We start from the raw sequence: 25542 nt of genomic DNA on the forward strand, positions 1-25542 counted from the left end.
CCGGTTATCAGCGAGACCCCGCTGGTAGCAGCAGTATTCGGTGGTGCGGTAGTTCAGTCGGTTAGAATACCGGCCTGTCACGCCGGGGGTCGCGGGTTCGAGTCCCGTCCGCACCGCCACCTAACAGAGAAGCCCTGACTGAGAAGTCAGGGCTTTTTCTTTTCCGAAAAAAAGATCACCGCACGCGATGATTCTGACAATTATCAACACCGATTGAATCCCCCGACTAAAATCCCTATAACAGACAGGTGCAACGGGTACGGAAGGAATTGGGCAATAACGTGCGAAAAAAAACTTATGCAATGCGCTATGTCGCGGGTCAGCCGGTCGAACAGATCTTTCCGCCGGGCGCTATGCTGCATCTTGGCCAGGCGCTGCCGCCAGGGGCGCCACTGTCGCCTGATGCCCATCTCAAAGTGCTGGTCTGGAATATCTTCAAGCAGCAGCGTGCCGACTGGATGTCCGTATTACAGGGATTCGGCAAAGACGCGCACCTGGTGCTGCTACAGGAGGCGCAAACCACGCCTGAGCTGGTGCAGTTTGCAACCAGCAACTACCTGGCCGCCGATCAGGTTCCCGCCTTTGTGCTGCCGCAGCACCCCTCTGGCGTGATGACGCTGGCTTCTGCCCATCCGGTCTACTGCTGCCCGCTGCGCGAGCGAGAGCCGCTGCTGAGGCTGGCTAAATCGGCGCTGGTCACCGCCTATCCGCTGCCGACCGGAGAAATGCTGATGGTCGTCAATGTTCATGCGGTCAATTTCAGCCTCGGCATCGATGTCTACAGCAAACAGCTGGGCCCCATAGGCGAGCAGATCCTCCATCACAAAGGGCCGGTTATCATGGCGGGCGATTTCAACGCCTGGAGCCGCCAGCGTATCCACGCGCTCTACCGGTTCGCGCGCGAAATGACGCTAAAAGAGGTGAAATTTACCGACGATCATCGACGTAAAGCCTTTGGCCGCCCGCTGGACTTCGTCTTCTATCGCGATATGAACGTCAGCCGCGCCTCAGTGCTGGTTACGCGCGCCTCGGACCATAATCCCCTGCTGGTAGAGTTTAACGCCGCACGCTGACCTCTCTGCTCGTTACGGCGTCCCGTAGCCTTCTCCGCCTCACTCGCGTGAGAAGGCGACCCCATCCGCCTCAATGCAATCCCTGTCTCTCTGACTTTCATTTCCGTCATCTATAGCCTGTCAGCATCAGGGAGACAAATGCGGGAAAAGGGCGTATCGCTCGACGCTTAAGAATGAGAACAGGGGGAGAGGGAAGGGGGCAGAAATGTAAAAAAGGCCAACAATTGTTGGCCTTTTCAACGCATCAGGTATCAGGCGACGCGTTATTATTTACGTAGAGCGTTAGCCTGTCACCAGGCTGGATATCTTTCGCGCTGCTCAGGACCGTATTCCATCGCATCACATCTTTGATATCGACGCCGTGGCGCCTTGCAATACTGGCAAGAGAATCACCTTTACGCACGCGATAGGTGATGCTGTTGCTATTATCAGCCAGGCTCGTGCCGCTCTCGCCGACGGTCAGCGTCTGACCGGTGCGAAGGCTGGCGCCCTGCAAATTATTCTGCTGCTTCAGCGACGCAACGCTGACGCCCAGCTTGCTGGCGATGCCGGAAAGCGTATCACCGCGACGCACTTTGTAGCTGCTGCCAGCCGCGCTGGCTTTTGCCAGCTGCGTTGGCTGTACCGCAGCGATATCGCCGGAAGCCAGCGAGCTACGCAACTTCGCCACGTGGGACTTAGGCACTAAGATGTACTGCGGTCCGTTGGGCGCGGTAGCCCCTTTCTTATAGCCGGTATTGAAGCTCTTGAGCTTGCTGAGCGACATCCCCGCCATTTCGGCAGCCTGCGTCAACTGCATCTGCTGACCGACTTCAACGCGCGCCAGTGCGCGGCTTTCGTCAGGCGTCGGCAGTTTAATACCGTAGCGCTTGTTGTTCTTCAGCAGTTCGCTCAAGGCCAACATTTTCGGTACGTAGACCGTAGTCTCGCGCGGCAGCGACAGATTCCAGAAGTCGGTGGGCTTTCCGCGCGCCTTGTTCTGTTTAATCGCCTTTAATACGCGTCCTTCACCGCTGTTATAAGCAGCAACGGTCAGCAACCAGTCGCCGTCAAACATCTTGTTCAGACGCTGCATCATATCCAGCGCAACTTTGGTCGAGGCCACCACGTCGCGGCGCCCGTCGTACCACTGGTTTTGTTTCAAACCATAGTTTTTGCCCGTTGTTGCAACAATCTGCCAGATGCCGGCGGCATTGGCTGATGAGGTTGCATGAGGGTCAAAAGCGCTCTCCACTATGGGTAGCAGTACCAGTTCCATCGGCATCTTACGTTTATGTATCTGCTCGACTATCCAGTACATATACGGCTCTGCCCGTAATGTTACATCGTGGAGATAGCTCTTATTTTTTAAGTACTTTTGTTTTTGTTCGCGGATCCGGCTGTTTTCCGGAATCCCCATCTTCAACTCGTCACTAATGAAACTCCAGAGATCGGTATCTTCTGCGAGGCCAGTTCCATCTTCCTGCCATCGCGGCGACAACATTCGATCACCGTACTTTCCATTTTCACCTTGACCAGCTGAAGACAGACTCTGTGCATGCTGTTCGGGGATATTGGCGTCATTCCGTGATGCCTGACATCCCACCAGCAAGACCGAGGCGAGTAATATCGCTTTAGCCTTCATGTGTGTGTCAATAGTTCGCTTAAAAGACGAGCAACTATACGTGACCCCTTGTCACAACACAACCCGAAAAATCAAAACTTGTCCTTCTTCTCACGTAAAAGGGCAAATGTGTCCCATATGTGGTCGGGTGTTAAATTTATGTTCAATGCTCTTTTTAAATCAGGATCTTGCGTACGCAAAAATAAATTTATTTGCCGTTCGTGCGCCAGTTTTGTGGGTAAAGTAATGCCGTTTTTGGCGCGTAAGTCCTTAATTTTCTGATATTCGGCCATAATTTGCGGGTCATGAGGCAGAATAGCCGCAGCAAACTTCAAATTGGATAAAGTGTACTCATGCGCGCAGCAGACCAGCGTGTCACCGGGAAGCTGATCAAGCTTTTGAAAAGATTCGTACATTTGCTCTGCTGTGCCTTCAAAAAGACGCCCGCAGCCGCCGGAAAACATTGTGTCGCCACAGAAAAGATAAGGCGCACTGTAATATGAGATATGTCCTAAAGTATGACCAGGCGTATGGATTACGCTGAAACGCATACCCAGCAGCGACACCGTATCCCCTTCGCTAACCACCCTGGTCGCGCCTTTATCTTCCGTCTCCTGTGGACCGAAAACCTCAATGCCGGGAAATTTTTCCAGCAGGGCTTGTACGCCGCCGACGTGATCGTAATGATGGTGGGTCAGCAAAATTCCCGCCGGTTTCCAGCCGTTCGCGTAGACTTTCTCCAGCACGGGTTGCGCCTCGCCGGGATCGACAATCAGGCAGTTGCCGGCCTCGTCGTTCAGCGTCCAGATGTAGTTATCCTGTAGCGCAGGAATACTGGTAAGATTCATAATCACCTCTCGCAGGCCGTTAGAAAAGGAAGATGGTAAAGCATGAAGCGCGCTAAAACACGCCAGATTCTGACCGCGCCGCACTCCTGGCGCGATATGCCATGGGGAGACTATTTCCGCGATGCGCTGACTCAGCAGCTTCAGCCCTACCTGGGAAAGCTTTATGGCTTTCATATGCTTAAGCTTGGCAACCTTAGTGCAGAAATCAACACCGAACACTGTGCTATTTCACATCAGGTCAACGTCGGCAGCGAAGGCGAGCTGCTGCAGGTGCTGGCGCATCCGACACAGCTGCCGTTTGAATCCAAGTCTATCGACGCCTGTCTGCTGGCGCATACCCTGGCGTGGAGCCAGGACCCACACCGGGTGCTGCGCGAAGTGGATCGCGTGCTGATTGACGACGGCTGGATGATTATCAGCGGCTTTAATCCCTTCTCGCTGCTGGGCATCACTAAAGCGCTGCCCGGCATTCAGCGCAAAGCGCCATGGAGCGGACGGATGTTTAGCCAGATGCGCCTGCTTGACTGGCTGAGCCTGCTGAATTACGAAGTGGTATTCCGCACCCGTTTTCAGGTGGTGCCCTGGCATCGGCAGGGCGGCAAGGTGATCAGCGCGCATCTGCCTGCGCTGGGCTGTCTGAATATCGTCGTGGCGCGCAAGCGCACTTTCCCGCTGACGCCGACCAAAGCGAAAAAATCGCTCTCTCAGGGGCATCTGCGTCCGGCGGTAAACGCCACGCGGCAGTTCCGCGCGGCGAAAGATCAGGACTCGACCTTGTAGCCGATATCCTCTGACTGCGGATGGGACGCCGCGCTGCGCGCCAGCTCGTCGCAGCGTTCGTTTTCCGGATGGCCGGCATGGCCTTTAACCCATTCCCACTGGATCTCATGCCCGGCCAGCGCACTGTCGAGGCGCTTCCAGAGATCGACGTTTTTCACCGGCTTTTTATCCGCCGTTTTCCAGCCGCGCTTTTTCCAGTTATGGATCCAGCTGGTAATGCCCTGGCGCACATACTGGCTGTCGGTGCTCAGCACGACGTGACAAGGCTCTTTTAGCGCCTCCAGCGCCACGATGGCCGCCATCAGCTCCATGCGGTTATTGGTGGTGAGCCGATAGCCCGCACTGAACTGCTTTTCGTGCTGGCCGTAGCGCAAAATCGCGCCATAGCCGCCGGGACCGGGATTGCCTAAGCAGGATCCGTCGGTGAATATTTCTACCTGCTTGCGCATCTCTGGTAGACTCCCTTCTGAGAAAAACGCCAAGTCTGACATAAAACGAATCCTATGAGCACTGCAAATAACCGCCAGATCGTACTCGATACTGAAACCACCGGCATGAACATGATCGGTGTGCATTACGAAGGTCACCGCATCATTGAAATTGGTGCGGTAGAGGTGGTGAACCGTCGCCTGACCGGCAACAACTTCCATATCTATCTGCGGCCCGATCGGCTGGTGGACCCGGAAGCGTTCGGCGTGCACGGCATTGCGGATGAGTTTCTCGCCGATAAGCCAACCTTCGCCGACATTGCAGATGAATTCCTCGACTATATTCGCGGCGCCGAGCTGGTGATCCATAACGCCTCGTTTGATATCGGCTTTATGGACTACGAGTTTTCCATGCTGAACCGCGGCATTGGGAAAACCGAAACCTTCTGCCATGTCACCGACAGCCTGGCAATGGCGCGCAAGATGTTCCCGGGCAAGCGCAACAGCCTGGACGCACTCTGCTCGCGCTATGAGATCGACAACAGCAAGCGTACGCTGCACGGCGCATTGCTCGACTCCGAAATTCTGGCGGAAGTCTTCCTGGCGATGACCGGCGGCCAGACGTTGCTGGCGTTCTCCCAGGAAGGGGACGGTGCGCAGCAGAACGAAGGCGAAACCATCCAGCGTATCGTTCGACCCGCGTCGGCGCTGCGCGTGGTGGCGGCGTCGGACGAAGAGGTGATGGCGCATGAGTCGCGCCTCGATCTGGTGATGAAAAAGGGCGGAAGCTGCCTGTGGCGCGGTTAACCGACAGGGTTTCGCTGGTTAAATCAGCGTTAAGCGTAAAAAAACAGCAAACGCGCGGCGCGGCGATAAAAAGCGTTGACGGGGTCTCGGGCGGCCATTAATATGCGCCTCGTTCCCGACGGGGAACACAGCGCGGTGCGGTAGTTCAGTCGGTTAGAATACCGGCCTGTCACGCCGGGGGTCGCGGGTTCGAGTCCCGTCCGCACCGCCAACTCTTCAGAAAGGCCGATTCAGCAATGAATCGGCCTTTTGCTTTTCTGACGCCTCAGCTTTTACTCTTTCTGCATTGCAACGCCGCCGGCGAAAGGCTGCGCTGCGCCCGCTTCGCGCTCATGGCGCGCCAGATAGCGATAGCATCCAGCCCCCAGCGCCGCGCCGATAAACCAGCTGAAGTTGGCAACCTCATGCAGCGACGGCACAAAGCTGATAATCAGCCCAATGATCACCGACGGCAGCAGCGCGGCGATCGCTTTCGGGTTGAAGCCGCTGCGATACCAGTAGCGCCCCTGCGGCGTCGCATCGAACAGATCGTCAACTGAGACGCGGCTGCGTTTAATCAGGTAGAAATCCGCCAGCAGAATGCCGAACAGCGGGCCGATAAAGGCGCCCAGAACGTCAAGGGTATAGTGGATCAGCTCCGGCGACTGAAACAGGTTCCACGGCGTCAGCAGCACCGAGCCGACCGCGGCAATCATGCCGCCGGTGCGGAAGCTGATTTTCTGCGGCGAGCAGTTAGAGAAATCGAACGCGGGCGAGACGAAGTTCGCCACGATATTAATGCCGATGGTGGCGGTGATCATAGTCAGCAGCCCAATCGCGACCGCCACATCATTGCCTACCATACTGACGGTCTCGATGGGATCGGTAATCATCTTGCCGAACAGCGACTGAGTACCGGAGACGATCACCACCGTGACCACCGAGAAGAGCAAAAAGTTAAAGGGCAGGCCCCAGCGGTTGCCGCGACGGATCTCCCCCATGCTTTTGCCGTAGCGCGAGAAGTCGCCGAAGTTGAGCAGCGGCCCGGAGAAGTAGGAGACTACCAGCGCGGTGGCGGTAATCATCTGCCAGCTCTGTTCGCCTGCGCTTAATGATTTGCTCGCCAGGGTAAAAGAGATACCGTCGAAGCCGGTCTTGTATACAATCCAGCCCGCCAGCGCCACCATGACCACATAGACCGCGGGACCCGCCACGTCGATAAAGCGCTTAATGGCGCTCATGCCGTGCCAGAACACCATCGCCTGCAGCAGCCACATTACGCCGAAGCAGCACCAGCCGAGCAGCGACAGGCCCAGCCAGCTGGCGTGGGTCATCGACGCCAGCGTCGGAAAGAACTTCAGCAGCACCAGCATCAGCGCGTTGGCGGCCAGATAGGTCTGGATACCGTACCAGGCGAAGGCGATCAGCCCGCGAATGACCGCCGGAATATTGGCGCCGAAGACGCCAAACGCCTGACGGCTGATCACCGCATAGGGCACGCCCGCCATCTGGCTCGGCTTCGCCACCAGGTTAGCGCAGAGCTGCACGATGCAGATTCCCGCCAGCAGACAAATCAGCACCTGCCAGCTCGCCAGGCCAAGGGTGAAAAAGCTGGCCGCGACCACATAGCCGCCCATGCTGTGCACATCCGACATCCAGAACGAGAAGATGTTGTACCACGTCCAGTTCTGCTGGCGCGTCGGCGCCAGATCCTCATTGGTCAGGCGGGGACTGTAGCGCGCGCGGGCTTCAGCGGCCGACGCAGAAACACTTTTTTGAGGGTTTGGCATGAAACCTGCTCCTTTTTACCAGGGTTAACGGTCATAGCAACGTAAAAAGCTGTTGCAGGATCCAGGCCAGAATTGAAATCTTGTATACAAAAAAAAGTGTTCGCGTATACGATGTTGGCACACAGCGCGTAAAGGGAGTCCGATATGAGAAGTGAGACAGGTCAGACGCTGGCCGCCGATCTCGGGGATAAAGACGAACCTATCTATCAGGCGTTGATGAACGCCATCGTCGAGCATCAGCTGCCGCCCGGCAGCAAACTGCCGGAGGAGGCGCTGGCGGAGGTATTCGGCGTCAGCCGCACCGGCATTCGTAAAGTCTTGCAGCGCCTCGCCGCAGTGCAGATGGTCACGCTGTTGCCCAGGCGCGGTGCACAGGTGGCGACGCCCGGCGTTGACGAAGCGCGTGATATCTTCCGCACCCGGGCGCTGATCGAGTGCGCCAATCTGCCCGCCGTACTGGCGCATCTGCAGCCGCCCCATCTGGCGGGACTCACGCAGCGCATCGCCGAAGAGCAGCGAGCGCACGACGCGCGCGACGGCGCGGCGGCAATTCGCCTTTCCGCCGCCTTCCATATTGAACTTCAGGCGATTGCGGGTAATCAGGTCCTGACTGAACTGGTTACGCGCCTGACGCAGCGCTCCTCGCTGGTGATCGCCGCCTGGGGCGCGCCCTGGCAGCAGGGCTGCCGCTGCGACGACCACGACCGGCTGGTGGCCTGTCTGCGCGATGGCGATCTCGCCGCGCTAACCCAGGTGCTGCAGCACCACTTCGACCATATCGTCTCCAGCCTGCACTTTGAACGCAGCGGCGAAACGCTGCCCGATTTCTCGCGGTTATTTGCCCGTCATAAAGAGGTGACATTATGAGCCTGATTCAGGTGATCAACCCCAACACCAGCCAGGCGATGACGGAGACCATCGGCGCGGCGGCGCGCGCGGTGGCCGCGCCAGGCACCGAAATCCTCGCGGTGTCGCCCACGCAGGGCGTGCCGTCGATAGAAGGGCACTTTGATGAGGCGATCGCGGCGATTGGCGTGCTGGAGCAGGTAAAGCGCGGCAAAGCGCAGGGCGTCAGCGGCCACGTGATTGCCTGCTTTGGCGACCCTGGCCTGCTGGCGGCGCGCGAGCTGGCCAGCGGGCCGGTTATTGGCATCGCCGAAGCGGCGATGCACACCGCGACGCTGGTGGCGACGCGCTTTTCCATCGTCACCACGCTGCCGCGCACGCTGATCATCGCGCGCCATCTGCTGCAGCAGTACGGCTTTACCCACCACTGCGCCGCGCTGCACGCCATCGACCTGCCGGTGCTGGCGCTGGAGGATGGCTCAGGTGTGGCGCAGGAGAAGGTGCGCCAGCAGTGTCTGCAGGCGAAGCGACAGGATGGCAGCGGCGCGATCGTGCTGGGCTGCGGCGGGATGGCGACGCTGGCGCGCGAGCTGACGCAGGAGCTGGGCATGCCGGTTATCGATGGCGTCAGTGCGGCGGTGAAAATGGTAGAGGCGCTGGTGGCGCTTGGCTTTGGCACCAGCAAACAGGGCGATCTCGACTGGCCGATTGCGAAACCTCTCTCAGGCGCGTTTCAGCATCTAAACTAACGGAACCTTGTCGTAATGAAACAGGAATTGATGAATGGATAGTGCAGAAAAGAAAGAGTACAGCTTCAACAAAAACTATCCGCGCGATCTGATCGGCTACGGTGCCACGCCGCCGCATGCCGCCTGGCCGAACAAGGCGCGCGTGGCGGTGCAGTTCGTGCTCAACTATGAAGAGGGCGCAGAGAACAACGTGCTGCACGGCGATGCCGGATCCGAGCAGTTCCTCTCCGATATCATCGGGGCGGCCAGCTATCCCGATCGCCATATGTCGATGGACTCGCTTTACGAATATGGTTCGCGTGCCGGCTTCTGGCGCATCCACCGCGAATTCCAGAAGCGCGGTTTGCCGCTGACGGTATTTGGCGTCGCGATGGCGCTGGCGCGTCATCCGGAGATCGTCGAGGCGATCAAACAGGCTGACTACGATGTGGTGAGCCACGGCTGGCGCTGGATCCACTATCAGTCGATGGACGCCAAAACCGAACGCCAGCATATGCAGCAGGCGGTCGACGTGCTCACCGATCTGTTCGGCAAAGCGCCCACCGGCTGGTACACCGGGCGCGACAGCCCCAATACGCGGCGGCTGGTGGTCGAGCAGGGCGGCTTCAGCTACGACAGCGACTACTACGGGGACGATCTGCCGTTCTGGACCCAGGTCACCTGTCAGGACGGTACCGTGAAGCCGCACCTGGTCATTCCCTACACCCTGGAGTGCAACGATATGCGCTTCGCCACGCCGCAGGGCTTCAACACCGCCGAACAGTTCTTTACCTACCTGCGCGACACCTTTGACGTTCTCTATGAAGAGGGGGAAACCCAGCCGAAGATGATGTCGGTCGGCATGCACTGTCGCCTGCTGGGTCGCCCCGGCAAATTCAAAGCGCTGCAGAACTTCCTCGACCATATCCAGCAGTATAGCGACGTCTGGATCTGTACCCGTCAGCAGATCGCCGATCACTGGGCCGCCACGCACCCTGCGCCGCAGCCCTGAGGCTAACCGACGCGGCCGCACGGCCGCGTTTTGCTGCACCTCCTTGTTAAAAAGATGTAACGGATTATTTAGCAGGAATATTAATGCATCTCCGCAACCGTTGACGAATCGTGCGTGTGAAAAAGCCGATTCTGCTGCTGTTTTTTAACCTCAGCTAAATGAAATAAAAATATTTGCGCAGCAAAATTGATTAACAATGCTAATTATATCTGCCGCCTGTTCAACTGTTACATCTTGCCTGCCGCCAGCATTCCCCTTTGCGCGTATAGCTATTCCAGGTCAATCACGGAAAAAGGAATGGTTTTATGAGCAAACTTTCCCGCAGAAACTTTATGGCGTTCGCGGCGGGCGGCACGGTGGCGCTGGCGGCAGGCCAGGTCCACGCCCATGACGTTATTACCGCCTGGCCCGCCGGTACGGCGCGCGATCCCGGCCCGCACGATCCGGCGCGTGAGGCGCAAAACCCCGATATCGTCGATCCGCCCGCCACCGACAGCGGCACGTTGCCCAACCTGCGCTTCTCTTTCAGCGACGCGCACGTGCGCAAAGGCAGCGGCGGCTGGACGCGACAGGTGACGCAGCGCGAGCTGGGCATCTCCACCACCATCGCCGGGGTCGATATGCGCCTCAATGCGGGCGGCATCCGCGAGCTGCACTGGCACAAAGAGGGTGAATGGGCCTATATGACCTTCGGCAACGCGCGCGTCACCGCCTTCGATACTGACGGCGGCTGGTTTGTGGACGATATCGGGGTGGGCGACCTCTGGTACTTTCCGCCGGGCATACCGCACTCAATTCAGGGGCTGGGGCCAGACGGCTGTGAGTTTCTGCTGGCTTTTGACGATGGCGGCTTTGATGAAGACAGCACCTTTCTTTTGTCCGACTGGTTCAGGCATATTCCGCCGGAAATTCTGGCGAAAAACTTCAGCGTGCCGGTCTCCTCCTTTGCAAAGCTGCCGTCCCCGGACGATGAGTATATTTTTGCCGGCAAGGTGCCGGGCAGCCTGGGCGCGGACGCCATCAGGGGCGCGCCAAAAGCTAAGCGCGTATTCACCCATCATATGCTGGCGCAGACGCCGATTAACGCGCCGGGCGGCACGGTGCGCATCACCGACTCCTCGACCTTTCCGATCTCAAAAACCATCGCTGCCGCGCTGGTAGAGATAGCGCCGGGTGGCATGCGCGAACTGCACTGGCATCCCAACAACGATGAGTGGCAATACTATCTGGCAGGCGAGGGGCGTATGGGCGTATTCGCCTCATCGGGCCAGGCGAGAACCTTTGACTATCGGGCGGGCGACGTCGGCTATGTGCCCTTTGCCATGGGGCACTATATCGAGAATACCGGCAGCGGGCCGCTGCGGTTCCTGGAGCTGTTTAAAAGCGATTACTACGCCGATATCTCCCTTAATCAATGGCTCGCCAGCACGCCGCGCGAGCTGGTGGCGCAGCATCTGCAGCTCGACGACGCATTCCTCTCTGCGCTGTCGCTGAAAAAGAGTCCGGTTGTCAAATAGCCTCTGGGGCTGGCGTCGCGCCAGCCCAGGGCACTATTCCGAATCCTGGCCATGCTGCCCGGGCCGGGTTGTTAGCGCTAAATCGATCGGCGACAATCGCCGCTTCTGTAATTTTTCTGATGAATACACGTTGTGAAGATGAGTGAAACGCGTCAGGCAAAGGAGAGAGGCGCGCTGCGCACCTTTTTTGCCCGCTTCTGGCCGCATCCGCTGCCGGTGGCAAAAAAAGAGATAGTGATTGCCAGCGCGGGTGCCGGGCTGGGCCTGACGATCACCAGTCTTATCAGCCACTGGCTGCTGGGGCAGGTTAATTTGTGGTTTGTCGCGCCGATGGGCGCCTCTGCGGTGCTGCTGTTTGGCATACCCAACAGCCCGCTGGCGCAGCCCTGGTCGATTGTCGGCGGCAATATGGTGGCGGCGGCAATTGGCGTAACCGCGGCCATGACCATTCCTTATGCACCGCTGGCCTGCGGCGTCGCCGCCTGCCTGGCGATCGCCGTCATGTTTCAGCTGCGCTGCCTGCATCCACCCAGCGGCGCGGTGGCGCTGACCGCCATTCTGGGCGGCGGCAACGTCCATCAGCTGGGCTATCACTATATTCTGACGCCGATCCTGCTTAACTCTCTCTGCCTGGCGCTGCTGGCGATTATCTTCAACAACCTGGCGGGCCGTCGCTATCCGCATCCGCTGGCCGCTGCCGAAGCGAAGCCCGAGCCGGTGGCGCTGGATGTGCCGATTACCCGCGACGATCTGCACCAGGCGCTGGAAAGCGGCCAGCTGCTGGATATCGATGAAGATGATCTCCAGCAGCTGCTGCAGCGCGCCGAAGCGATTGCGGCGCAGCGTCAGGCGCAGCGCGCCCGCTAGCCTCAGCTTTCGCTCATCAGGCTCACCTGTGCGGCGACGATGCGCCAGCCCTGCGGCAGCCTGACCCAGCTCTGCTGCTGACGGCCAGTTTTCGTCGAGCCTTCACGCGTGAACTCGGTGCTGCAAACGCCATAGTCTTCGCCGAAGGTGGTGATGACGGTGTTGCGCAGGGTGCGCGCCAGTCCGGCGGCGGGACGCTGGGCGCGAAAGGCGCGGATCTGCTCAATGCCGTAGAGGTTCTCGCCCGCGCCGAGGCGCACGGTGCGTTCATCGTGCCAGAAGAGCGCGTCGAGCGTCGCGATATCATTGCTCACCAGCGCCTGCTCGTAGCGGTAAAAAGCGGCGGTAAGCTCCGCCAGCACCTGCGGTAAATTAATCTCTTCAGTTTGCATCAGTTTTATCCATAGAGGCAGGCGCCAGGGTAATTCCCTGTTGCTCAAGGGCGAAGGCGACGCGCAGCGCGGCGGCTTCGTTAAAGGGCGCGGCAATCAGCTGAAGCCCGATCGGCAGTCCACTCTTCGTCGCCAGCGGCACGCTGCACACCGGCAGGCCCAGGAAGGAGATCGGCTGCGTCAGCATGCCCATACTGGCGCGCGACGGCAGATCGGTGCCGTTAACGCGAATGCTTTCCTGGCCGATATGCGGCGCGGTGCAGGGGGTAGCGGGCGCGATCAGCACGTCGAAGCGTTCAAACAGCGGCAATACCTGCTGCTGGAAATGGCGGCGGAAGCGCTGCGCCTGTACGTACCAGGCGGCGGGCAGCATCGCGCCCGCCAGCAGCCGCTCGCGCGAGGCGGGCTCGAAGCGCGCCGGCGAGGCGCGCAGCGCGGGCAGATAGTGATTGCCGCCTTCGCAGGCGGTCAGGATAAAGGCCGCCGATCGCGCCAGCTCCGCCTCCGGCAGCGTTACCTCATCATGGATATCCAGCGCCAGCGCGGCCCGGGCCAGCGCATCGCGCGCGTCGTCGTCGCACCAGGTGGAGAAAAAGCCGCCCAGCAGCGCGCAGCGCTGGCCTGTCACTTCGAGTCCAACCTGCGCCGGATCGGCGGGGCGGTTGGCCTGAAAGGCGTCCTGCGGATCGTGGCCCTGCAGCATGTCGTAGACCAGCGCCAGATCCTCGACGCGGCGCGCAAAGGGGCCGATATGATCGAGGCTGGCGACAAAGGGGTGGCTGCCGCTGCGCGACAGGCGGCCAAAGGTTGGCTTCAGGCCAAAGGTGCCGCACAGCGACGCGGGCACGCGGATCGATCCATTGGTATCGGTGCCGAGCGCAAAGTGCACCAGACCAGCGGCGACCGCCGCCGCGGAGCCGCCCGACGATCCGCCCGCCACGCGCGCCAGATCGTGCGGGTTGCGCGTCGCGCCGAAGTGGCTGTTCTCGGTGGTGAATCCATAGGCGTAGGCGTCCATATTCAGCATACCGGAGAGTAGCGCGCCGGCGCGGCTGAGGCGGCTGACCGCCCAGGCGTCCTGCGTCGCCGCCGGGCGATCCTGGAACAGGGCGGCGCCCGCCAGCGTGGTGTGACCCGCCACGTCGAACAGGTTCTTCACCGCATAGGGAATGCCCGCCAGCGGCGGCAGATCGTCGCCGCGGCGTCGCTGCGCGTCGATGGCGTCCGCCTCGCGCAGCATGCGGTCGGCGGTGATCTCGGTCCAGGCGTTAATCACCTGGTGCCGTTCAATTTCCTGCAGGGTCTGCTGCGCGACCTCGCGCGCGCCGATCTCGCCGCGCTGAATCGCCTGCTGCAGCGCCCGGAGAGAGAGTTCGCTCAGGTTCATGGATGAAACACTCCCGCCACTTCGAGCCGCTCATCGAGGGGAAACGCCATCAGCGGTGCCGCCAGCGCGGCGATGCGCTCAAGCTGAATAACCAGCTCGGCGCGACGCGAGTCGTCCAGCTCCAGCGCCAGCAGCTGCTCCATCTGCGCCAGATAGCGCGCCCAGTCTGTTGTCTGATCCATCTCTGTTTTCTCCTGTCAGAATCCGCTCGCGCTGCCGTTGCTGCGCGGATCGCATGCGCCTTCCAGCATGCCGTTGATATGGCGCACGATAGCGCCCGCGTGGCCTACCGCCTCGCTGAAGTCGGGCAGCAGCTCGACCTCGTGCCCCAGCTGCTGCAGCCTGGCGACGGTTTCCGGCGCAAAGCGGCCCTCCAGCTTGAGCGAGTCGGAGGACTGGCCCCAGGTGCGGCCCAGCAGCCAGCGGGGGGCGCTCACCGCCTGCTGCAGCGGCATGCCCTGAATCACATGGCGGGTAAAAATTGCCGCCTGCGTTTGCGGCTGGCCGTCGCCGCCCATTGCGCCATAGACTAGCGTGCGGCCATCCTTCAGGCGCGCGGCGGCGGGATTAAGGGTGTGAAACGGCTGTTTGCCCGGTGCCAGCGCCAGCAGATGATCCGCGTCGAGGCTAAAAGCCGCGCCGCGATTCTGCCAGGTGATGCCGGTGCCGGGGATGACCACGCCGCTGCCGAACTCGTGATAGATGCTCTGAATAAAGGAGACGGCGAGGCCGCTGCTGTCCATCACCCCCATCCACACCGTGTCGCCGGGGCCGCGGCCAGCGCCCCAGGGCGCGGCCTGCGTCTCGCTAATCTGGCTCGCCAGCGTGGCGAAATGATCCTGAGTCAGCAGCGACTGCGCCTTGCAGGTCATATGGCGCGGATCGGTAAGATGGGCGTCGCGCAGCGCAAAGGCTTTTTTCGTCGCTTCGACAATGCGGTGCACCGTCTGCGCCTCGTCAGCCTGCGCCATCGCCAGCGCGTCGGTAATGCCGAGGATCGCCAGCGATACCAGTCCCTGAGTCGGCGGCGCGATATTCCACAGGTCGCCTTCGCTGTGCGCCACATGCAGCGGGGCGCAGCGACGCGCGCGCTGCTGCTGCAGATCCGCCAGCGTCACCGGCATGCCGAGCGCCGACATTTCGCGCGCCAGATGGTGCGCCAGCTCGCCGCGATAGAAGCTGTCCAGCCCCTGCTCGCTCAGCAGGCTGAGGGTCTGCGCCAGCGCCGGCTGGGTAAAGCGGCTGCCTTCACGCGGCGGCTCGCCGTCGGGCAGAAAGGTCGCGGCAAATCCCGGCTGATCTTCCAGCTCGTGCCGCTTGGCGGCGGTGGCGGCCGCCTGCGAGGCGGTAACCGGAATACCGTCGGCGGCGTAGCGGATAGCGTCGCGCAGCAGGCGCGGCAGCGGCAGCGGGGTGCCGCCCAGCTCGCCGGAGAGGGCCAGCGCCTCCTGCCAGCCGCTTACCGTTCCAGCCACCGTTAACGCGGCCGCTGGACCGCGATGGGGGATGGCGCTTGCGCCGCGATAGAAATCGGGATGCGCCAGCGCACCCGCCGCGCCGCTGGCGTCGATAGCCACGGGATCGCCACTGGGCGGCAGCACCAGCCAGAAGCCGTCGCCGCCGAGGCCGTTCATATGGGGATAGACCACGGCGATGGTCGCGGCGGCAGCGACCATCGCCTCGATGGCGTTGCCGCCGTCGCGCAGTACCGCCAGCGCGCTCTCGCTTGCGAGATGGTGCGGCGCCACCGCCATGCCCAGCGGGGCCATATTGCTCTGAATCATAATGAGATGTCTTATTGGGTAACAGAGCGGGGATCCAAGCAAGAGCCGTTCCAGTTTTTTGCCATCGCGCACGGCGGCGGTAACCTGGATCGAATTATGCTAGCTTCTGCTGAAACGAAAGTTACAGGACGACGCATGAAACAGCTTGATGAACGACTCAGAAGTTACTATCCGCAGCTCTCGCCGCAGGAGCAGCGCATTGCGGATTTCGTCTTTGACCATTTCGACGATCTAATCAGCTATAACAGCGCCGAACTGGCGAGGCTCAGCGGCGTCTCGAAGGCGACCGTCAGCCGCCTGTTTCGCCGGCTGGGCTATGACAAATATAAAGATATGCGCGACGAGCTGCGCATCCTGCGCCAGAGCGGCATGCCGCTTACCGATAACCGCGACGCGGTGCAGGGCAATACGCTGCTGGCGCGCCACTACAAGCAGGAGATGGCAAACCTGACGCAGTGGGTCAACGCGCTTGACGCGCAGCAGTTCGGCGAGGCGGTGCAGCAGATGACCCAGGCGAAGCGCATTTTCGTTATCGGCATGCGCAACTCCTGGCCGCTGGCGCTGCACCTGCGCCAGCAGCTGCTGCAGGCGCGCGGGGACGTTATGGTCCTGCCGCAGCCGGGCCAGACGCTGGCAGAAGAGGTGGTCGATATTACCCCCGACGATATGGTGGTGGTGATGGCGTTTCGCCGTCGTCCGCGCCTGATCCGCCCGCTGATGCAGCAGCTGCAGCAGCGGCAGATCCCGCTGCTGGCGCTGTGCGAGCCGCAGGCGCAGTCGATGAGCGGCCTGGCGCGCTGGCAGCTCTGCGCGCCGCTCGACAGCGTATCGGCCTTCGACAGCTACGCCTCGGCGATGAGCCTGATCAATCTGCTGACCAATGCGCTGCTGCATGAAATGCTGACGCAAGGCCGCCAGCGCATTCACCAGATCGCCGATCTCTATCAGCAGCTGGAGGAGCTGGAGCACCGTTAAAGAGCACCTTTTTGGTGCTTTGCCTCATTTTGATCCCTGCACACCAGGCGGCGACACGCCGCCTTTCTTCCTTAAAATAGCCCTTTTTGCCGCTAAACCCACCGCCGCCGTGGTTGGCACATTAGTTGCAAATCACATTTACAAGAATCTTTTGTTTCAGGTCAACTTACCGGGGTGCATAATGAAAAAAGCGTTAATGGCGGTGGCGGCAGCGGCGTTACTTATGGTTCAGACCGGCAGTGCGCTGGCAGATCAGCTACAGGATATTGAGAAGCGAGGCGTGCTGCGCGTCGCGGTGCCGCAGGACTTCCCGCCGTTTGGATCGGTCGGCACCGATCTGCAGCCGCAGGGCTACGACATCGATACGGCGAAATACCTCGCGAAACAGATGAAACTTAAGTTGCAGCTGGTGCCGGTCACCAGCGCCAATCGCGTGCCCTATCTGCAAACCGATAAGGTCGATCTGGTGATCTCCAGTATGGGGAAAAACCCGGAGCGTGAAAAAGTGATCGACTTCAGCCGCGCCTATGCGCCGTTTTTCCTCGGCGTCTTCGGCCCGAAAGGCGAGACGCTGAAAGATGCGGCGGCGCTGAGCGGCAAGAGCATCGGCGTTACGCGCGGCGCAGTGGAAGATATGGTGCTAACCAGCCTTGCGCCGAAAGATGCGCAGGTAAAACGCTATGAAGATAACAACACCACGCTGTCAGCCTATCTCTCCGGACAGGTGGAGTATGTGGCGACCGGCAACCTGGTCGTGGCGGCAATCGCCCGTCAGAACCCGCAAAAAGCGCCGGTCGCGCAATTTATGCTGAAAGATTCGCCCTGCTTTATCGGCCTGAAAAAAGAGGAGCCGGCGCTGAAGGCGAAGGTCGACGCGCTGATTGAGCAGGGCATCAAAGATGGCACGCTCAATAAACTGTCGGAAGAGTGGCTGAAAGCGCCGCTGCCCGCCAGCCTCGGCGCATAAGGTCGCGCTATGCTCGGGCAACTTAATTTCCCTGCGCTCTGGCCTTACTGGCCGGAGCTGCTCGCCGGGCTGTGGGTCACGATCCAGCTGACGGTGCTGGCCACCGTCGGCGGCGTTGGGCTGGGGATCCTCGGCGCGGCGCTGCGCAGCGGCAAAGCGAGCTGGGCCAGCCGCCTGTGGGGCCTCTACGTTGAGATCATCCGCAACACGCCGTTCGTGGTGCAGCTCTTTTTTATCGTATTCGGCCTGCCCAATCTGGGGCTGAAGCTGACGGCGGGCGAGGCAGCGCTGCTGGCGATGCTGATTAACCTCGGCGCTTACAGCACCGAAATTATCCGCGCCGGCATTCAGGTGACGCCGAAAGGGCAGTGGGAAGCGGGGCGCGTGCTGGGCCTCACCCGCGCACAAACCTTTCTGCGCGTGGTGCTGCCGCCGTCGCTGCAGCGTATCTATCCGGCGCTGGTCAGCCAGTGCATTATCGTGATGCTCGGCTCCTCGGTGGTATCGCAGGTCTCCTATGAAGAGCTGACTTTCGCCGCCAACCTGATCCAGTCGCGCACCTTTTTAAGCTTCGAGGTCTACCTGGTGACCACGCTGATCTATCTGCTGTTATCGATCGCCATGCGTCAGGTGCTGCTGGCGCTGGGACGAAAATGCTTTGGAGCGCAGGCATGATGACGACCTTTACCGACTGGGACATTTTGCGCAACCTGCTTCTGGCGGCGCGCTGGACCCTGCTGCTGTCGCTGACCGCCTTTGTCGGCGGCACGCTGGTAACGCTGCCGCTGCTCTTGTTGCGCCTGCTGCAGCGTAAGTGGCTGACGCGGCTGATCCGCTGCTACACCGAGCTGTTCCAGGGCACGCCGCTGCTGATGCAGCTGTTTCTTGCCTTCTTCGGCGTCGGGCTGTTTGGCATCGACGTTGCGCCCTGGACGGCGGCCTCGCTCGCCCTGACGCTCTACACCAGCGCCTTTCTGCTCGATATCTGGTTCGGCAGCATTCGCGCGCTGCCGAAAGGGCAGTGGGAGGCGTCGCGCTGTCTCGGCCTCGGCTTCGGCCAGACGCTGTGCCGGGTGATCGCGCCGCAGGCGATCCGCATCGCTATCGCGCCAACGGTCGGCTTCGCGGTGCAGGTGATTAAGGGCACCGCGCTCGCCTCGATTATCGGCTTTATCGAACTGACCAAAGCCGGCACCATTTTGAACAATGTGACTTATCAGCCGTTTAAGGTGTTTGGCCTGGTCGCGCTGGGCTACTTCCTGATGTGTTATCCGCTGTCCCGCTACAGCCAGTACCTGGAGAAAAAATTCCATGCCGCTCATCACCATTAATCAGGTACAGAAGTACTACGGCGACAATCACGTGCTGAAAGGCGTCAATCTCGATATCGAGATGGGCGAAGTGATCTCCATTATCGGCCGCAGCGGTTCCGGTAAAAGTACGCTGCTGCGCTGCATGAACGGACTGGAAGGCTATCAGGAAGGGAGTATTAAGCTGGGCGGCATGACCATTACCGACCGCGACAGCCAGGCGCGTGAGATCAGCCGCTCGGTCGGCATGGTGTTCCAGAACTTTAATCTCTTTCCACATATGACCGCGCTGGAAAACGTAATGCTGGCGCCGCGCCGCGTATTAAAGAAAAGCGAGGCGGAGTGCCGCGCGCTGGCGGCGCAGATGCTGGAGAAAGTCGGCCTCGGCGAGCGCCTCGACTACTATCCGTCCAGCCTCTCCGGCGGCCAGCAGCAGCGCGTCGCCATCGCCCGCGCGCTGGCGATGAACCCAAAAGTATTGCTGTGCGACGAGATTACCTCGGCGCTCGATCCTGAACTGGTGGGCGAGGTGCTGAAAGTGCTGGAGCAGCTCGCCGCCGAAGGCATGACGCTGATTCTGGTCACCCACGAGATGAACTTCGCCCGCGACGTCGGCGATCGCGTGGTCTTTATGCATCAGGGGCGCGTCTGGGAGCAGGGCAGCAGCAAAACCCTGTTCGCCGCGCCGCAGACGCCGGAGCTGAAGCAGTTCATCTCCTCGGTGCGACTCTAATTTAGTAAGGAAATCAACATGGAAAACCGCTACCCGCAAATCAATCCGCCGCAGCGCCTGCTGATGGGGCCTGGCCCAATCAACGCCGATCCGCGCGTGCTGCGTGCCATGTCGACCCAGCTGATCGGCCAGTACGATCCGGCGATGACCCACTATATGAATGAGGTGATGGAACTCTATCGCGGCGTCTTCCGCACCGAAAACCGCTGGACGATGCTGATCGATGGCACCTCGCGCGCCGGGATCGAGGCGATCCTGCTGTCGGCGATCCGCCCCGGCGATCGGGTGCTGGTGCCGGTATTCGGCCGTTTCGGCCATCTGCTGTGCGAGATCGCCCGCCGCTGCCGCGCCGAGGTACACACCATCGAGGTGCCTTGGGGTGAAGTGTTTACGCCGGATCGGGTCGAAGATGCGATTAAGCGCGTGAAGCCGCGCCTGCTGCTGACGGTGCAGGGGGACACCTCGACCACCATGCTGCAACCGCTGGCGGAGCTGGGGGCGATCTGCAAAAAATATGATGTGCTCTTCTACACCGACGCCACCGCGTCGCTCGGCGGCAACGCGCTGGAGACCGACGCCTGGGGCCTGGATGCGGTTTCAGCCGGCATGCAGAAATGCCTCGGCGGCCCGTCCGGCACGTCGCCGATCACCTTAAGCCCGCAGATGGAGGCGGCGATCCGCCGACGCAAGTGCGTTGAAGAGGGGATCCGCACCGCCGCCCATCAGGATGGTGAAGAGGAGATGATCTACTCCAACTATTTCGATCTCGGCATGATCATGGACTACTGGGGGCCGGAGCGCCTCAACCACCATACCGAGGCGACCACCGCGCTGTTTGGCGCGCGCGAGTGCGCACGGCTGATCCTGCAGGAAGGGCTGGACGAAGGCATCGCGCGCCACAAGCTGCACGGCGACGCGCTGCTGAAGGGCATTCAGGGCATGGGGCTGGAAACCTTCGGCGATCTGAAGCACAAGATGAACAACGTGCTCGGCGTGATTATTCCGCAGGGCGTTAACGGCGACCAGGTGCGGCAGCTGATGCTGAACGATTTCGGCATCGAGATCGGCACCTCGTTCGGTCCGCTGCACGGCAAAGTGTGGCGCATCGGCACCATGGGCTTCAACGCGCGCAAAGATTGCGTAATGACCACGCTGGCGGCGCTGGAGGCGGTGCTGACGCACGTTGGCTTCCGCGCCACCCAGGGCGCAGCGATGCAGGCCGCCTGGGATCACTACGGGAGCCGCGCATGATGATGAACGCCGCTGAGGCGCAGCTGGCTGCCGAACGCGTAATGGCGCGCTGCGACGCGCTGGCGGCGATCAGCGAATCGCCCGATCAGCTGACGCGCGTCTATCTCTCGCCGGAGCATCTGCGCGCCAACGCGCAGGTCGGCGAGTGGATGGCGCAGGCGGGTATGCGCGTCTGGCAGGATGAGGTCGGCAATATCTGCGGCCGCTACGAAGGGGCGAGCGACGGCGCCCCCGCGCTGCTGCTCGGCTCCCACCTCGACACGGTGCGCAACGCCGGCCGCTACGACGGCATGCTCGGCGTGCTGACCGCAATTGAGACCGTGCAGTGGCTGCACCAGCAGCGGCAGCGACTGCCGCTGGCGGTGGAGATTGTCGGCTTCGGCGATGAAGAGGGCACGCGCTTCGGCATAACCCTGCTCGGCAGCCGCGGCATCGCCGGCAGCTGGCCAGAGAGCTGGACCACCCATCCCGACGGCAACGGTATTACCGTCGCCCAGGCGATGGCGGATGTTGGGCTGGATGCCGGGGCGATCCCGCGCGCCGCCCGTGACCTTAACGCCATCGTCGCCTATCTTGAACTGCATATTGAACAGGGGCCCTGCCTGGAGCAGGAGGGGCTGGCGCTGGGCGTGGTCACCGCCATCAACGGCGCGCGCCGCCTGCGCTGCCGCTTTACCGGTGAGGCGGGGCATGCGGGCACGGTGCCAATGACCCACCGTAAAGATGCGCTGGCGGCGGCGGCGGAGTGGATGGTCTTTGTCGAGGCGACCACGCGCGAGCAGGATCCGCAGCTGGTGGCGACGGTCGGCACCCTGAACTGCGCCCCCGGCGCGGTCAACGTGATTCCCGGCGAGGTCACGCTGTCGCTCGACGTGCGCGGCCCGCAGGATCTGCCGCTGGAGCGGCTGCTGTCGAGCCTGCTGACCCAGGGCGAGGCGATTGCGCTGCGGCGCGGGCTGCGTTTTGACGCGGAAGAGTATTACCGCATCAGCGCCACCGCCTGCGACAGCCAGCTCCAGCAGGCGCTGAGCAGCGCCGTCGAGACGGTGCAGGGCCGCGCGCTGGCGCTGCCGAGCGGCGCGGGCCATGACGCTATCGCTATCGCCGAGCGCTGGCCGGTCGGCATGCTCTTTGTGCGCAACGAGCGCGGCATCAGCCACCATCCGGCGGAAGCGGTGATGACGAGCGACGTGGCGCTGGCGGTGCGCGCCTGTCTCCACGCCGTGTGCCAGCTGGCGCAGCGGGGCGCGCCATGAATCTGACCACCTTTAACGCGCTGCCCGCGACGGCGGCGCAGGCCGCCATTGCCCACTGCGTAGCGATCCCGCGCTGGCAGCAGGCGCTGATCGCCGCGCGGCCTTTTACCTCTTTGGCAGCGCTGATGGCGGAGGCGGAGCGGCTGACTCAGGGGTGGACGAGCGACGATCTTGCCCTGGCGCTCGCCGCCCACCCGCGCATCGGCGAACGCGCAGGCGGCGCGGATAAAGAGGCGGCGCTGTCGCGGCAGGAGCAGGCCGCTATGGGCGACGCCGACGCGGCGCTGACGCTGGCGATGCAGGCGGGGAATCAGGCCTATGAGGCGCGGTTTGGCCGCGTGTTTCTGATCCGCGCCAAAGGGCGCAGCGGCGAGGAGATGCTGGCGCAGCTTCAGCGCCGGCTGGAAAATGACGACACCACTGAAGCGCGCGAAGCGCTGGAGCAGCTGCGGGAGATTACCCTGTTGCGTCTGAAGGAGAGCCTGACATGAGCACCATTACGACCCATATTCTCGACACGGCGCTGGGCAAACCGGCGGTTGGCGTCGCAATCTCTCTTGAGCAGAACAGCCCAGAGGGCTGGCTGCCGGTGGCCGAAGGCGCGACGGACAGCGACGGACGCATCGGCGATTTAACCCCGGCGCCCCTGACGCCGGGCCACTACCGGCTGACCGCCGAAATTGGCGACTACTTTGCGGCGGACGGGCGCGATGCGCTCTACGTCTCCGCGCAGATCGACTTTATTATCGCCGAGGCGGGCAGCCATTTTCACCTGCCTTTCCTGATCTCGCCCTGGTCGTGGTCTACCTATCGCGGTAGCTAAATTTGAAAGCTAACGACTATCAAAACCGTTGGTCTTTCCAGATAGAGTTTGCTTAGCGGTGCCGCTATTGTAATCCGGTAACCAAGAGCCAACGGAGCCGATAATGAGCACGCCCGAAGATAACAATAACGCCGCAGGTAAATGCCCTTTTCCCCACGGCGCGTCGCAGGAAAAAAGTCAGAGCGAGAGCGGCGTTGACGCCGGCAAATGTCCGTTCCACCACGGCGCCTCTGAAGAGAAAAGCGTACTGGCGCGCGGTGCCGGCAGCGGTACCACCAACCGCGACTGGTGGCCTAACATGCTGCGCGTGGATCTGTTAAACCAGCACTCCAGCCGTTCCAACCCGCTCAGCGAAGATTTCAACTACCGCGAAGAGTTCAGCAAGCTCGACTATTCAGCGCTGAAAGCGGATATCCGCGCGCTGCTCACCGATTCGCAGTCCTGGTGGCCAGCCGACTGGGGCAGCTATATCGGCCTGTTTATCCGTATGGCATGGCACAGCGCCGGTACCTACCGCACCGTTGACGGTCGCGGCGGCTCAGGTCGCGGCCAGCAGCGCTTTGCGCCGCTTAACTCCTGGCCAGATAACGTCAGCCTCGACAAAGCGCGCCGTCTGCTGTGGCCGGTGAAGCAAAAATATGGCCAGAAAATCTCCTGGGCCGATCTCTATATCCTGGCAGGTAACGTCTCGCTGGAGAACGCCGGCTTCCGTACCTTTGGCTTTGGTGCCGGACGTGAAGACGTGTGGGAGCCGGATATGGATGTGGACTGGGGTAACGAAACCGAATGGCTGGCGCACCGCCATCCGGAAAGCCTCGCCAACGCCCCGCTGGGCGCGACCGAAATGGGCCTGATCTACGTTAACCCGGAAGGGCCGGAAGCGAGCGGTAACCCCGCCTCGGCTGCGCCTGCCATTCGCGCCACCTTTGGCAATATGGGCATGAACGATGAAGAGATCGTGGCGCTGATCGCCGGTGGGCATACGCTGGGTAAAACCCACGGTGCCGGCGCGGCCAGCCACCTCGACGTTGACCCGGAAGCCTCGCCGATTGAAGCGCAGGGCTTTGGCTGGCAGAGCAGCTACGGCAGCGGCTCAGGCGCTGACGCCATCACCTCCGGGCTGGAAGTGGTCTGGACGCAAACGCCGACCCAGTGGAGCAACTACTTCTTCGAGAACCTGTTCAAATATGAGTGGGTGCAGACGAAGAGCCCGGCGGGCGCCATTCAGTTTGAAGCGAGCAATGCCGAAGCGATTATTCCCGATCCTTTCGATCCAGAGAAAAAACGCAAGCCGACCATGCTGGTGACCGACCTGACGCTGCGTTTCGATCCTGAGTTTGAAAAAATTTCGCGCCGCTTCCTTAACGATCCGCAGGCGTTTAACGAAGCCTTTGCGCGTGCGTGGTTCAAGCTGACCCACCGCGATATGGGGCCGAAAGCGCGCTACCTCGGGCCGGAAGTGCCGAAAGAAGATCTGCTGTGGCAGGATCCGCTGCCTGCGGCGATCCACCAGCCAGACGCCAGCGACATTAGCGAGCTGAAGGCGAAAATTGCCGCCTCTGGCCTGAGCGTCAGCCAGCTGGTCTCCGTGGCCTGGGCGTCCGCATCGACCTTCCGCGGCGGTGACAAACGCGGCGGCGCCAACGGCGCGCGTCTGGCGCTCTCTCCGCAGAAAGAGTGGCCGGTCAACGCCAGCGTGATTCAGGATGTGCTGCCGGTATTGCAGGCGATCCAGAAGGCGTCCGGTAAGGCGTCGCTGGCGGATGTGATTGTGCTGGCGGGTAACGTCGGGGTGGAGATGGCCGCCGCCGCCGCGGGTGCCGCGGTGCAGGTTCCCTTTGTGCCGGGCCGCGTCGATGCGCGTCAGGATCAGACCGACGTGGAATCTTTTGCGCTGCTGCAGCCGCTGGCCGATGGATTCCGTAACTATCGTCGCGTGCAGGGCGGTTCATCGACCGAAACGCTGCTGCTGGATAAAGCGCAGCAGCTGACCCTGAGCGCACCGGAACTCACGGTGCTGCTGGGTGGTCTGCGCGTGCTGGGCACCAACTTCGACGGCAGCGACCGCGGCGTCTTTACCGATCGCCCCGGCGTGCTGAGCACCGACTTCTTCGTCAACCTGCTCGATATGCGCACCGCCTGGCGCGCGACCGACGAGAGCGAAGAGCTGTTTGAAGGGCGCGACCGTCAGAGCGGCGAAGTGAAGTACCACGCGACCCGCGCCGATCTGGTGTTTGGTTCTAACGCCATCCTGCGCGCGCTGGCGGAAGTTTACGCCAGCAGCGATGCGCAGCAGAAGTTCGTGACCGACTTCGTGGCCGTCTGGACGAAGGTAATGAACCTGGACCGCTTCGATATCTGATCGTACGACGCGTAAAAATGAGAA

General features: G+C 61.4%; 26 protein-coding genes and 2 tRNA genes. 20 read left to right on the plus strand and 8 right to left on the minus strand.

Annotated elements, in window-relative coordinates; genetic code table 11:
• The first annotated feature begins 42 nt into the window (after nucleotides 1-42).
• Together MHZ97_RS14915 and MHZ97_RS14920 are read left to right on the plus strand one after the other, a co-directional pair.
• Nucleotides 43-119: transfer RNA gene (locus MHZ97_RS14915), tRNA-Asp, on the plus strand.
• 162 nt (nucleotides 120-281) lie between these two features.
• On the plus strand, nucleotides 282-1073 hold the full coding sequence (locus tag MHZ97_RS14920; RefSeq protein ID WP_103795279.1) for an endonuclease/exonuclease/phosphatase family protein: 792 nt from the start codon (nucleotides 282-284) through the stop codon (nucleotides 1071-1073).
• 244 nt (nucleotides 1074-1317) lie between these two features.
• On the opposite strand, the gene mltD is transcribed toward MHZ97_RS14920, so the two are convergent.
• Together mltD and gloB are read right to left on the minus strand one after the other, a co-directional pair.
• Entirely contained in the window at nucleotides 1318-2697 is a 1380-nt protein-coding gene (gene mltD / locus MHZ97_RS14925) for a murein transglycosylase D (RefSeq protein ID WP_103795262.1), read from the minus strand.
• Nucleotides 2698-2768: 71 nt separating this feature from the next.
• Nucleotides 2769-3524, minus strand: coding sequence for a hydroxyacylglutathione hydrolase (gene gloB / locus MHZ97_RS14930; RefSeq protein WP_239314839.1), 756 nt, complete (start codon nucleotides 3522-3524; stop codon nucleotides 2769-2771).
• A gap of 42 nt (nucleotides 3525-3566) precedes the next feature.
• Here gloB and MHZ97_RS14935 point away from each other — a divergent pair, with 42 nt between their 5' ends.
• Nucleotides 3567-4304, plus strand: a complete 738-nt coding sequence (locus MHZ97_RS14935; RefSeq protein ID WP_103795260.1) for a class I SAM-dependent methyltransferase — start codon at nucleotides 3567-3569, stop codon at nucleotides 4302-4304.
• Here MHZ97_RS14935 and rnhA read toward each other — a convergent pair.
• Nucleotides 4286-4753, minus strand: a complete 468-nt coding sequence (gene rnhA / locus MHZ97_RS14940; protein WP_103795259.1) for a ribonuclease HI — start codon at nucleotides 4751-4753, stop codon at nucleotides 4286-4288. The genes MHZ97_RS14935 and rnhA overlap by 19 nt on opposite strands.
• Before the next feature lie 54 nt (nucleotides 4754-4807).
• Here rnhA and dnaQ point away from each other — a divergent pair, with 54 nt between their 5' ends.
• Together dnaQ and MHZ97_RS14950 are read left to right on the plus strand one after the other, a co-directional pair.
• Nucleotides 4808-5539, plus strand: a complete 732-nt coding sequence (dnaQ, locus tag MHZ97_RS14945; RefSeq protein WP_103795258.1) for a DNA polymerase III subunit epsilon — start codon at nucleotides 4808-4810, stop codon at nucleotides 5537-5539.
• Nucleotides 5540-5673: 134 nt separating this feature from the next.
• Nucleotides 5674-5750, plus strand: a tRNA-Asp gene (locus MHZ97_RS14950).
• Nucleotides 5751-5811: 61 nt separating this feature from the next.
• Here the strand turns inward: MHZ97_RS14950 and MHZ97_RS14955 are convergent.
• Nucleotides 5812-7308 carry an NCS1 family nucleobase:cation symporter-1 gene (locus tag MHZ97_RS14955; RefSeq protein WP_239314840.1) on the minus strand — a complete coding sequence of 499 codons (1497 nt, stop codon included), beginning with the start codon at nucleotides 7306-7308 and terminating at the stop codon, nucleotides 5812-5814.
• Between the two features lie 144 nt (nucleotides 7309-7452).
• On the opposite strand from MHZ97_RS14955, the gene MHZ97_RS14960 reads away from it, so the two are divergent.
• The 5 genes from MHZ97_RS14960 (at nucleotide 7453) to MHZ97_RS14980 (ending at nucleotide 12278) form a co-directional block, all read left to right on the plus strand.
• A complete protein-coding gene (locus MHZ97_RS14960) occupies nucleotides 7453-8175 on the plus strand; it encodes a GntR family transcriptional regulator (protein ID WP_103795256.1) in 723 nt (240 codons plus the stop codon).
• Nucleotides 8172-8903: an allantoin racemase gene (hpxA, locus tag MHZ97_RS14965; RefSeq protein WP_239314841.1), complete on the plus strand. Its 732-nt coding sequence runs from the start codon at nucleotides 8172-8174 to the stop codon at nucleotides 8901-8903. Before MHZ97_RS14960 ends, hpxA begins: the two co-directional genes overlap by 4 nt.
• A 34-nt stretch (nucleotides 8904-8937) precedes the next feature.
• The gene (gene puuE, locus MHZ97_RS14970) at nucleotides 8938-9894 is read left to right on the plus strand and encodes an allantoinase PuuE (protein WP_239314842.1); all 957 of its coding nucleotides are present in this window, start codon (nucleotides 8938-8940) and stop codon (nucleotides 9892-9894) included.
• A 305-nt stretch (nucleotides 9895-10199) separates the two neighbouring features.
• Nucleotides 10200-11411, plus strand: a complete 1212-nt coding sequence (locus MHZ97_RS14975) for a cupin domain-containing protein (RefSeq protein WP_239314843.1) — start codon at nucleotides 10200-10202, stop codon at nucleotides 11409-11411.
• A gap of 138 nt (nucleotides 11412-11549) precedes the next feature.
• On the plus strand, nucleotides 11550-12278 hold the full coding sequence (locus MHZ97_RS14980; RefSeq protein WP_103795252.1) for an HPP family protein: 729 nt from the start codon (nucleotides 11550-11552) through the stop codon (nucleotides 12276-12278).
• 2 nt (nucleotides 12279-12280) lie between these two features.
• On the opposite strand, the gene hpxZ is transcribed toward MHZ97_RS14980, so the two are convergent.
• The 4 genes from hpxZ to MHZ97_RS15000 are packed head-to-tail and all read right to left on the minus strand — an operon-like array spanning nucleotide 12281 to nucleotide 15841.
• A complete protein-coding gene (hpxZ, locus tag MHZ97_RS14985) occupies nucleotides 12281-12670 on the minus strand; it encodes an oxalurate catabolism protein HpxZ (RefSeq protein WP_199187303.1) in 390 nt (129 codons plus the stop codon).
• The gene (locus MHZ97_RS14990) at nucleotides 12660-14057 is read right to left on the minus strand and encodes an AtzE family amidohydrolase (protein WP_239314844.1); all 1398 of its coding nucleotides are present in this window, start codon (nucleotides 14055-14057) and stop codon (nucleotides 12660-12662) included. Before MHZ97_RS14990 ends, hpxZ begins: the two co-directional genes overlap by 11 nt.
• Nucleotides 14054-14239 carry an oxalurate catabolism protein HpxX gene (gene hpxX / locus MHZ97_RS14995; RefSeq protein ID WP_103795250.1) on the minus strand — a complete coding sequence of 62 codons (186 nt, stop codon included), beginning with the start codon at nucleotides 14237-14239 and terminating at the stop codon, nucleotides 14054-14056. The genes MHZ97_RS14990 and hpxX overlap by 4 nt, the downstream gene beginning before the upstream one ends.
• Before the next feature lie 15 nt (nucleotides 14240-14254).
• Nucleotides 14255-15841, minus strand: coding sequence for a gamma-glutamyltransferase family protein (locus MHZ97_RS15000; protein ID WP_239314845.1), 1587 nt, complete (start codon nucleotides 15839-15841; stop codon nucleotides 14255-14257).
• Between the two features lie 135 nt (nucleotides 15842-15976).
• On the opposite strand from MHZ97_RS15000, the gene hpxU reads away from it, so the two are divergent.
• From hpxU to katG, 10 genes are all read left to right on the plus strand, one after another.
• Nucleotides 15977-16816: a MurR/RpiR family transcriptional regulator HpxU gene (hpxU, locus tag MHZ97_RS15005; protein ID WP_239314846.1), complete on the plus strand. Its 840-nt coding sequence runs from the start codon at nucleotides 15977-15979 to the stop codon at nucleotides 16814-16816.
• 181 nt (nucleotides 16817-16997) lie between these two features.
• Nucleotides 16998-17783 (plus strand): transporter substrate-binding domain-containing protein, encoded by a 786-nt coding sequence (locus MHZ97_RS15010; RefSeq protein WP_103795247.1) that lies wholly within the window; start codon nucleotides 16998-17000, stop codon nucleotides 17781-17783.
• 9 nt (nucleotides 17784-17792) lie between these two features.
• Nucleotides 17793-18458: an amino acid ABC transporter permease gene (locus tag MHZ97_RS15015; protein ID WP_103795246.1), complete on the plus strand. Its 666-nt coding sequence runs from the start codon at nucleotides 17793-17795 to the stop codon at nucleotides 18456-18458.
• Nucleotides 18458-19114: an amino acid ABC transporter permease gene (locus tag MHZ97_RS15020; RefSeq protein WP_199187307.1), complete on the plus strand. Its 657-nt coding sequence runs from the start codon at nucleotides 18458-18460 to the stop codon at nucleotides 19112-19114. Before MHZ97_RS15015 ends, MHZ97_RS15020 begins: the two co-directional genes overlap by 1 nt.
• Nucleotides 19095-19826 (plus strand): amino acid ABC transporter ATP-binding protein, encoded by a 732-nt coding sequence (locus MHZ97_RS15025; RefSeq protein ID WP_103795244.1) that lies wholly within the window; start codon nucleotides 19095-19097, stop codon nucleotides 19824-19826. Before MHZ97_RS15020 ends, MHZ97_RS15025 begins: the two co-directional genes overlap by 20 nt.
• 18 nt (nucleotides 19827-19844) lie before the next feature.
• On the plus strand, nucleotides 19845-21077 hold the full coding sequence (locus MHZ97_RS15030) for an alanine--glyoxylate aminotransferase family protein (RefSeq protein ID WP_103795243.1): 1233 nt from the start codon (nucleotides 19845-19847) through the stop codon (nucleotides 21075-21077).
• Nucleotides 21074-22333, plus strand: a complete 1260-nt coding sequence (hpxK, locus tag MHZ97_RS15035; protein WP_239314847.1) for an allantoate amidohydrolase — start codon at nucleotides 21074-21076, stop codon at nucleotides 22331-22333. Before MHZ97_RS15030 ends, hpxK begins: the two co-directional genes overlap by 4 nt.
• Nucleotides 22330-22824, plus strand: a complete 495-nt coding sequence (gene uraD, locus MHZ97_RS15040) for a 2-oxo-4-hydroxy-4-carboxy-5-ureidoimidazoline decarboxylase (protein WP_239314848.1) — start codon at nucleotides 22330-22332, stop codon at nucleotides 22822-22824. The genes hpxK and uraD overlap by 4 nt, the downstream gene beginning before the upstream one ends.
• A complete protein-coding gene (gene uraH, locus MHZ97_RS15045) occupies nucleotides 22821-23156 on the plus strand; it encodes a hydroxyisourate hydrolase (protein ID WP_103795240.1) in 336 nt (111 codons plus the stop codon). The genes uraD and uraH overlap by 4 nt, the downstream gene beginning before the upstream one ends.
• Nucleotides 23157-23259: 103 nt before the next feature.
• Nucleotides 23260-25518, plus strand: a complete 2259-nt coding sequence (katG, locus tag MHZ97_RS15050) for a catalase/peroxidase HPI (protein WP_103795239.1) — start codon at nucleotides 23260-23262, stop codon at nucleotides 25516-25518.
• Nucleotides 25519-25542: the final 24 nt, after the last annotated feature.

Source organism: Pantoea sp. ACRSC, assembly GCF_022346785.1.
Classification (GTDB): domain Bacteria; phylum Pseudomonadota; class Gammaproteobacteria; order Enterobacterales; family Enterobacteriaceae; genus Pantoea; species Pantoea alvi.

Excerpts from the sequence above, each read along its gene's own strand:
- dnaQ (WP_103795258.1), top strand. The coding sequence starts at position 4,808 with ATGAGCACTGCAAATAACCGCCAGATCGTACTCGATACTGAAACCACC.
- MHZ97_RS14975 (WP_239314843.1), top strand. The coding sequence starts at position 10,200 with ATGAGCAAACTTTCCCGCAGAAACTTTATGGCGTTCGCGGCGGGCGGC.
- MHZ97_RS14990 (WP_239314844.1), bottom strand. The coding sequence starts at position 14,057 with ATGAACCTGAGCGAACTCTCTCTCCGGGCGCTGCAGCAGGCGATTCAG.
- puuE (WP_239314842.1), top strand. The coding sequence starts at position 8,938 with ATGGATAGTGCAGAAAAGAAAGAGTACAGCTTCAACAAAAACTATCCG.
- katG (WP_103795239.1), top strand. The coding sequence starts at position 23,260 with ATGAGCACGCCCGAAGATAACAATAACGCCGCAGGTAAATGCCCTTTT.
- hpxX (WP_103795250.1), bottom strand. The coding sequence starts at position 14,239 with ATGGATCAGACAACAGACTGGGCGCGCTATCTGGCGCAGATGGAGCAG.
- MHZ97_RS14980 (WP_103795252.1), top strand. The coding sequence starts at position 11,550 with ATGAGTGAAACGCGTCAGGCAAAGGAGAGAGGCGCGCTGCGCACCTTT.
- hpxK (WP_239314847.1), top strand. The coding sequence starts at position 21,074 with ATGATGATGAACGCCGCTGAGGCGCAGCTGGCTGCCGAACGCGTAATG.
- gloB (WP_239314839.1), bottom strand. The coding sequence starts at position 3,524 with ATGAATCTTACCAGTATTCCTGCGCTACAGGATAACTACATCTGGACG.
- MHZ97_RS15030 (WP_103795243.1), top strand. The coding sequence starts at position 19,845 with ATGGAAAACCGCTACCCGCAAATCAATCCGCCGCAGCGCCTGCTGATG.
- rnhA (WP_103795259.1), bottom strand. The coding sequence starts at position 4,753 with ATGCGCAAGCAGGTAGAAATATTCACCGACGGATCCTGCTTAGGCAAT.
- MHZ97_RS15010 (WP_103795247.1), top strand. The coding sequence starts at position 16,998 with ATGAAAAAAGCGTTAATGGCGGTGGCGGCAGCGGCGTTACTTATGGTT.
- MHZ97_RS15015 (WP_103795246.1), top strand. The coding sequence starts at position 17,793 with ATGCTCGGGCAACTTAATTTCCCTGCGCTCTGGCCTTACTGGCCGGAG.
- MHZ97_RS15000 (WP_239314845.1), bottom strand. The coding sequence starts at position 15,841 with ATGATTCAGAGCAATATGGCCCCGCTGGGCATGGCGGTGGCGCCGCAC.
- MHZ97_RS14960 (WP_103795256.1), top strand. The coding sequence starts at position 7,453 with ATGAGAAGTGAGACAGGTCAGACGCTGGCCGCCGATCTCGGGGATAAA.
- mltD (WP_103795262.1), bottom strand. The coding sequence starts at position 2,697 with ATGAAGGCTAAAGCGATATTACTCGCCTCGGTCTTGCTGGTGGGATGT.
- hpxU (WP_239314846.1), top strand. The coding sequence starts at position 15,977 with ATGAAACAGCTTGATGAACGACTCAGAAGTTACTATCCGCAGCTCTCG.
- MHZ97_RS14955 (WP_239314840.1), bottom strand. The coding sequence starts at position 7,308 with ATGCCAAACCCTCAAAAAAGTGTTTCTGCGTCGGCCGCTGAAGCCCGC.
- MHZ97_RS15025 (WP_103795244.1), top strand. The coding sequence starts at position 19,095 with ATGCCGCTCATCACCATTAATCAGGTACAGAAGTACTACGGCGACAAT.
- hpxA (WP_239314841.1), top strand. The coding sequence starts at position 8,172 with ATGAGCCTGATTCAGGTGATCAACCCCAACACCAGCCAGGCGATGACG.
- uraH (WP_103795240.1), top strand. The coding sequence starts at position 22,821 with ATGAGCACCATTACGACCCATATTCTCGACACGGCGCTGGGCAAACCG.
- uraD (WP_239314848.1), top strand. The coding sequence starts at position 22,330 with ATGAATCTGACCACCTTTAACGCGCTGCCCGCGACGGCGGCGCAGGCC.
- MHZ97_RS15020 (WP_199187307.1), top strand. The coding sequence starts at position 18,458 with ATGACGACCTTTACCGACTGGGACATTTTGCGCAACCTGCTTCTGGCG.
- hpxZ (WP_199187303.1), bottom strand. The coding sequence starts at position 12,670 with ATGCAAACTGAAGAGATTAATTTACCGCAGGTGCTGGCGGAGCTTACC.
- MHZ97_RS14935 (WP_103795260.1), top strand. The coding sequence starts at position 3,567 with ATGAAGCGCGCTAAAACACGCCAGATTCTGACCGCGCCGCACTCCTGG.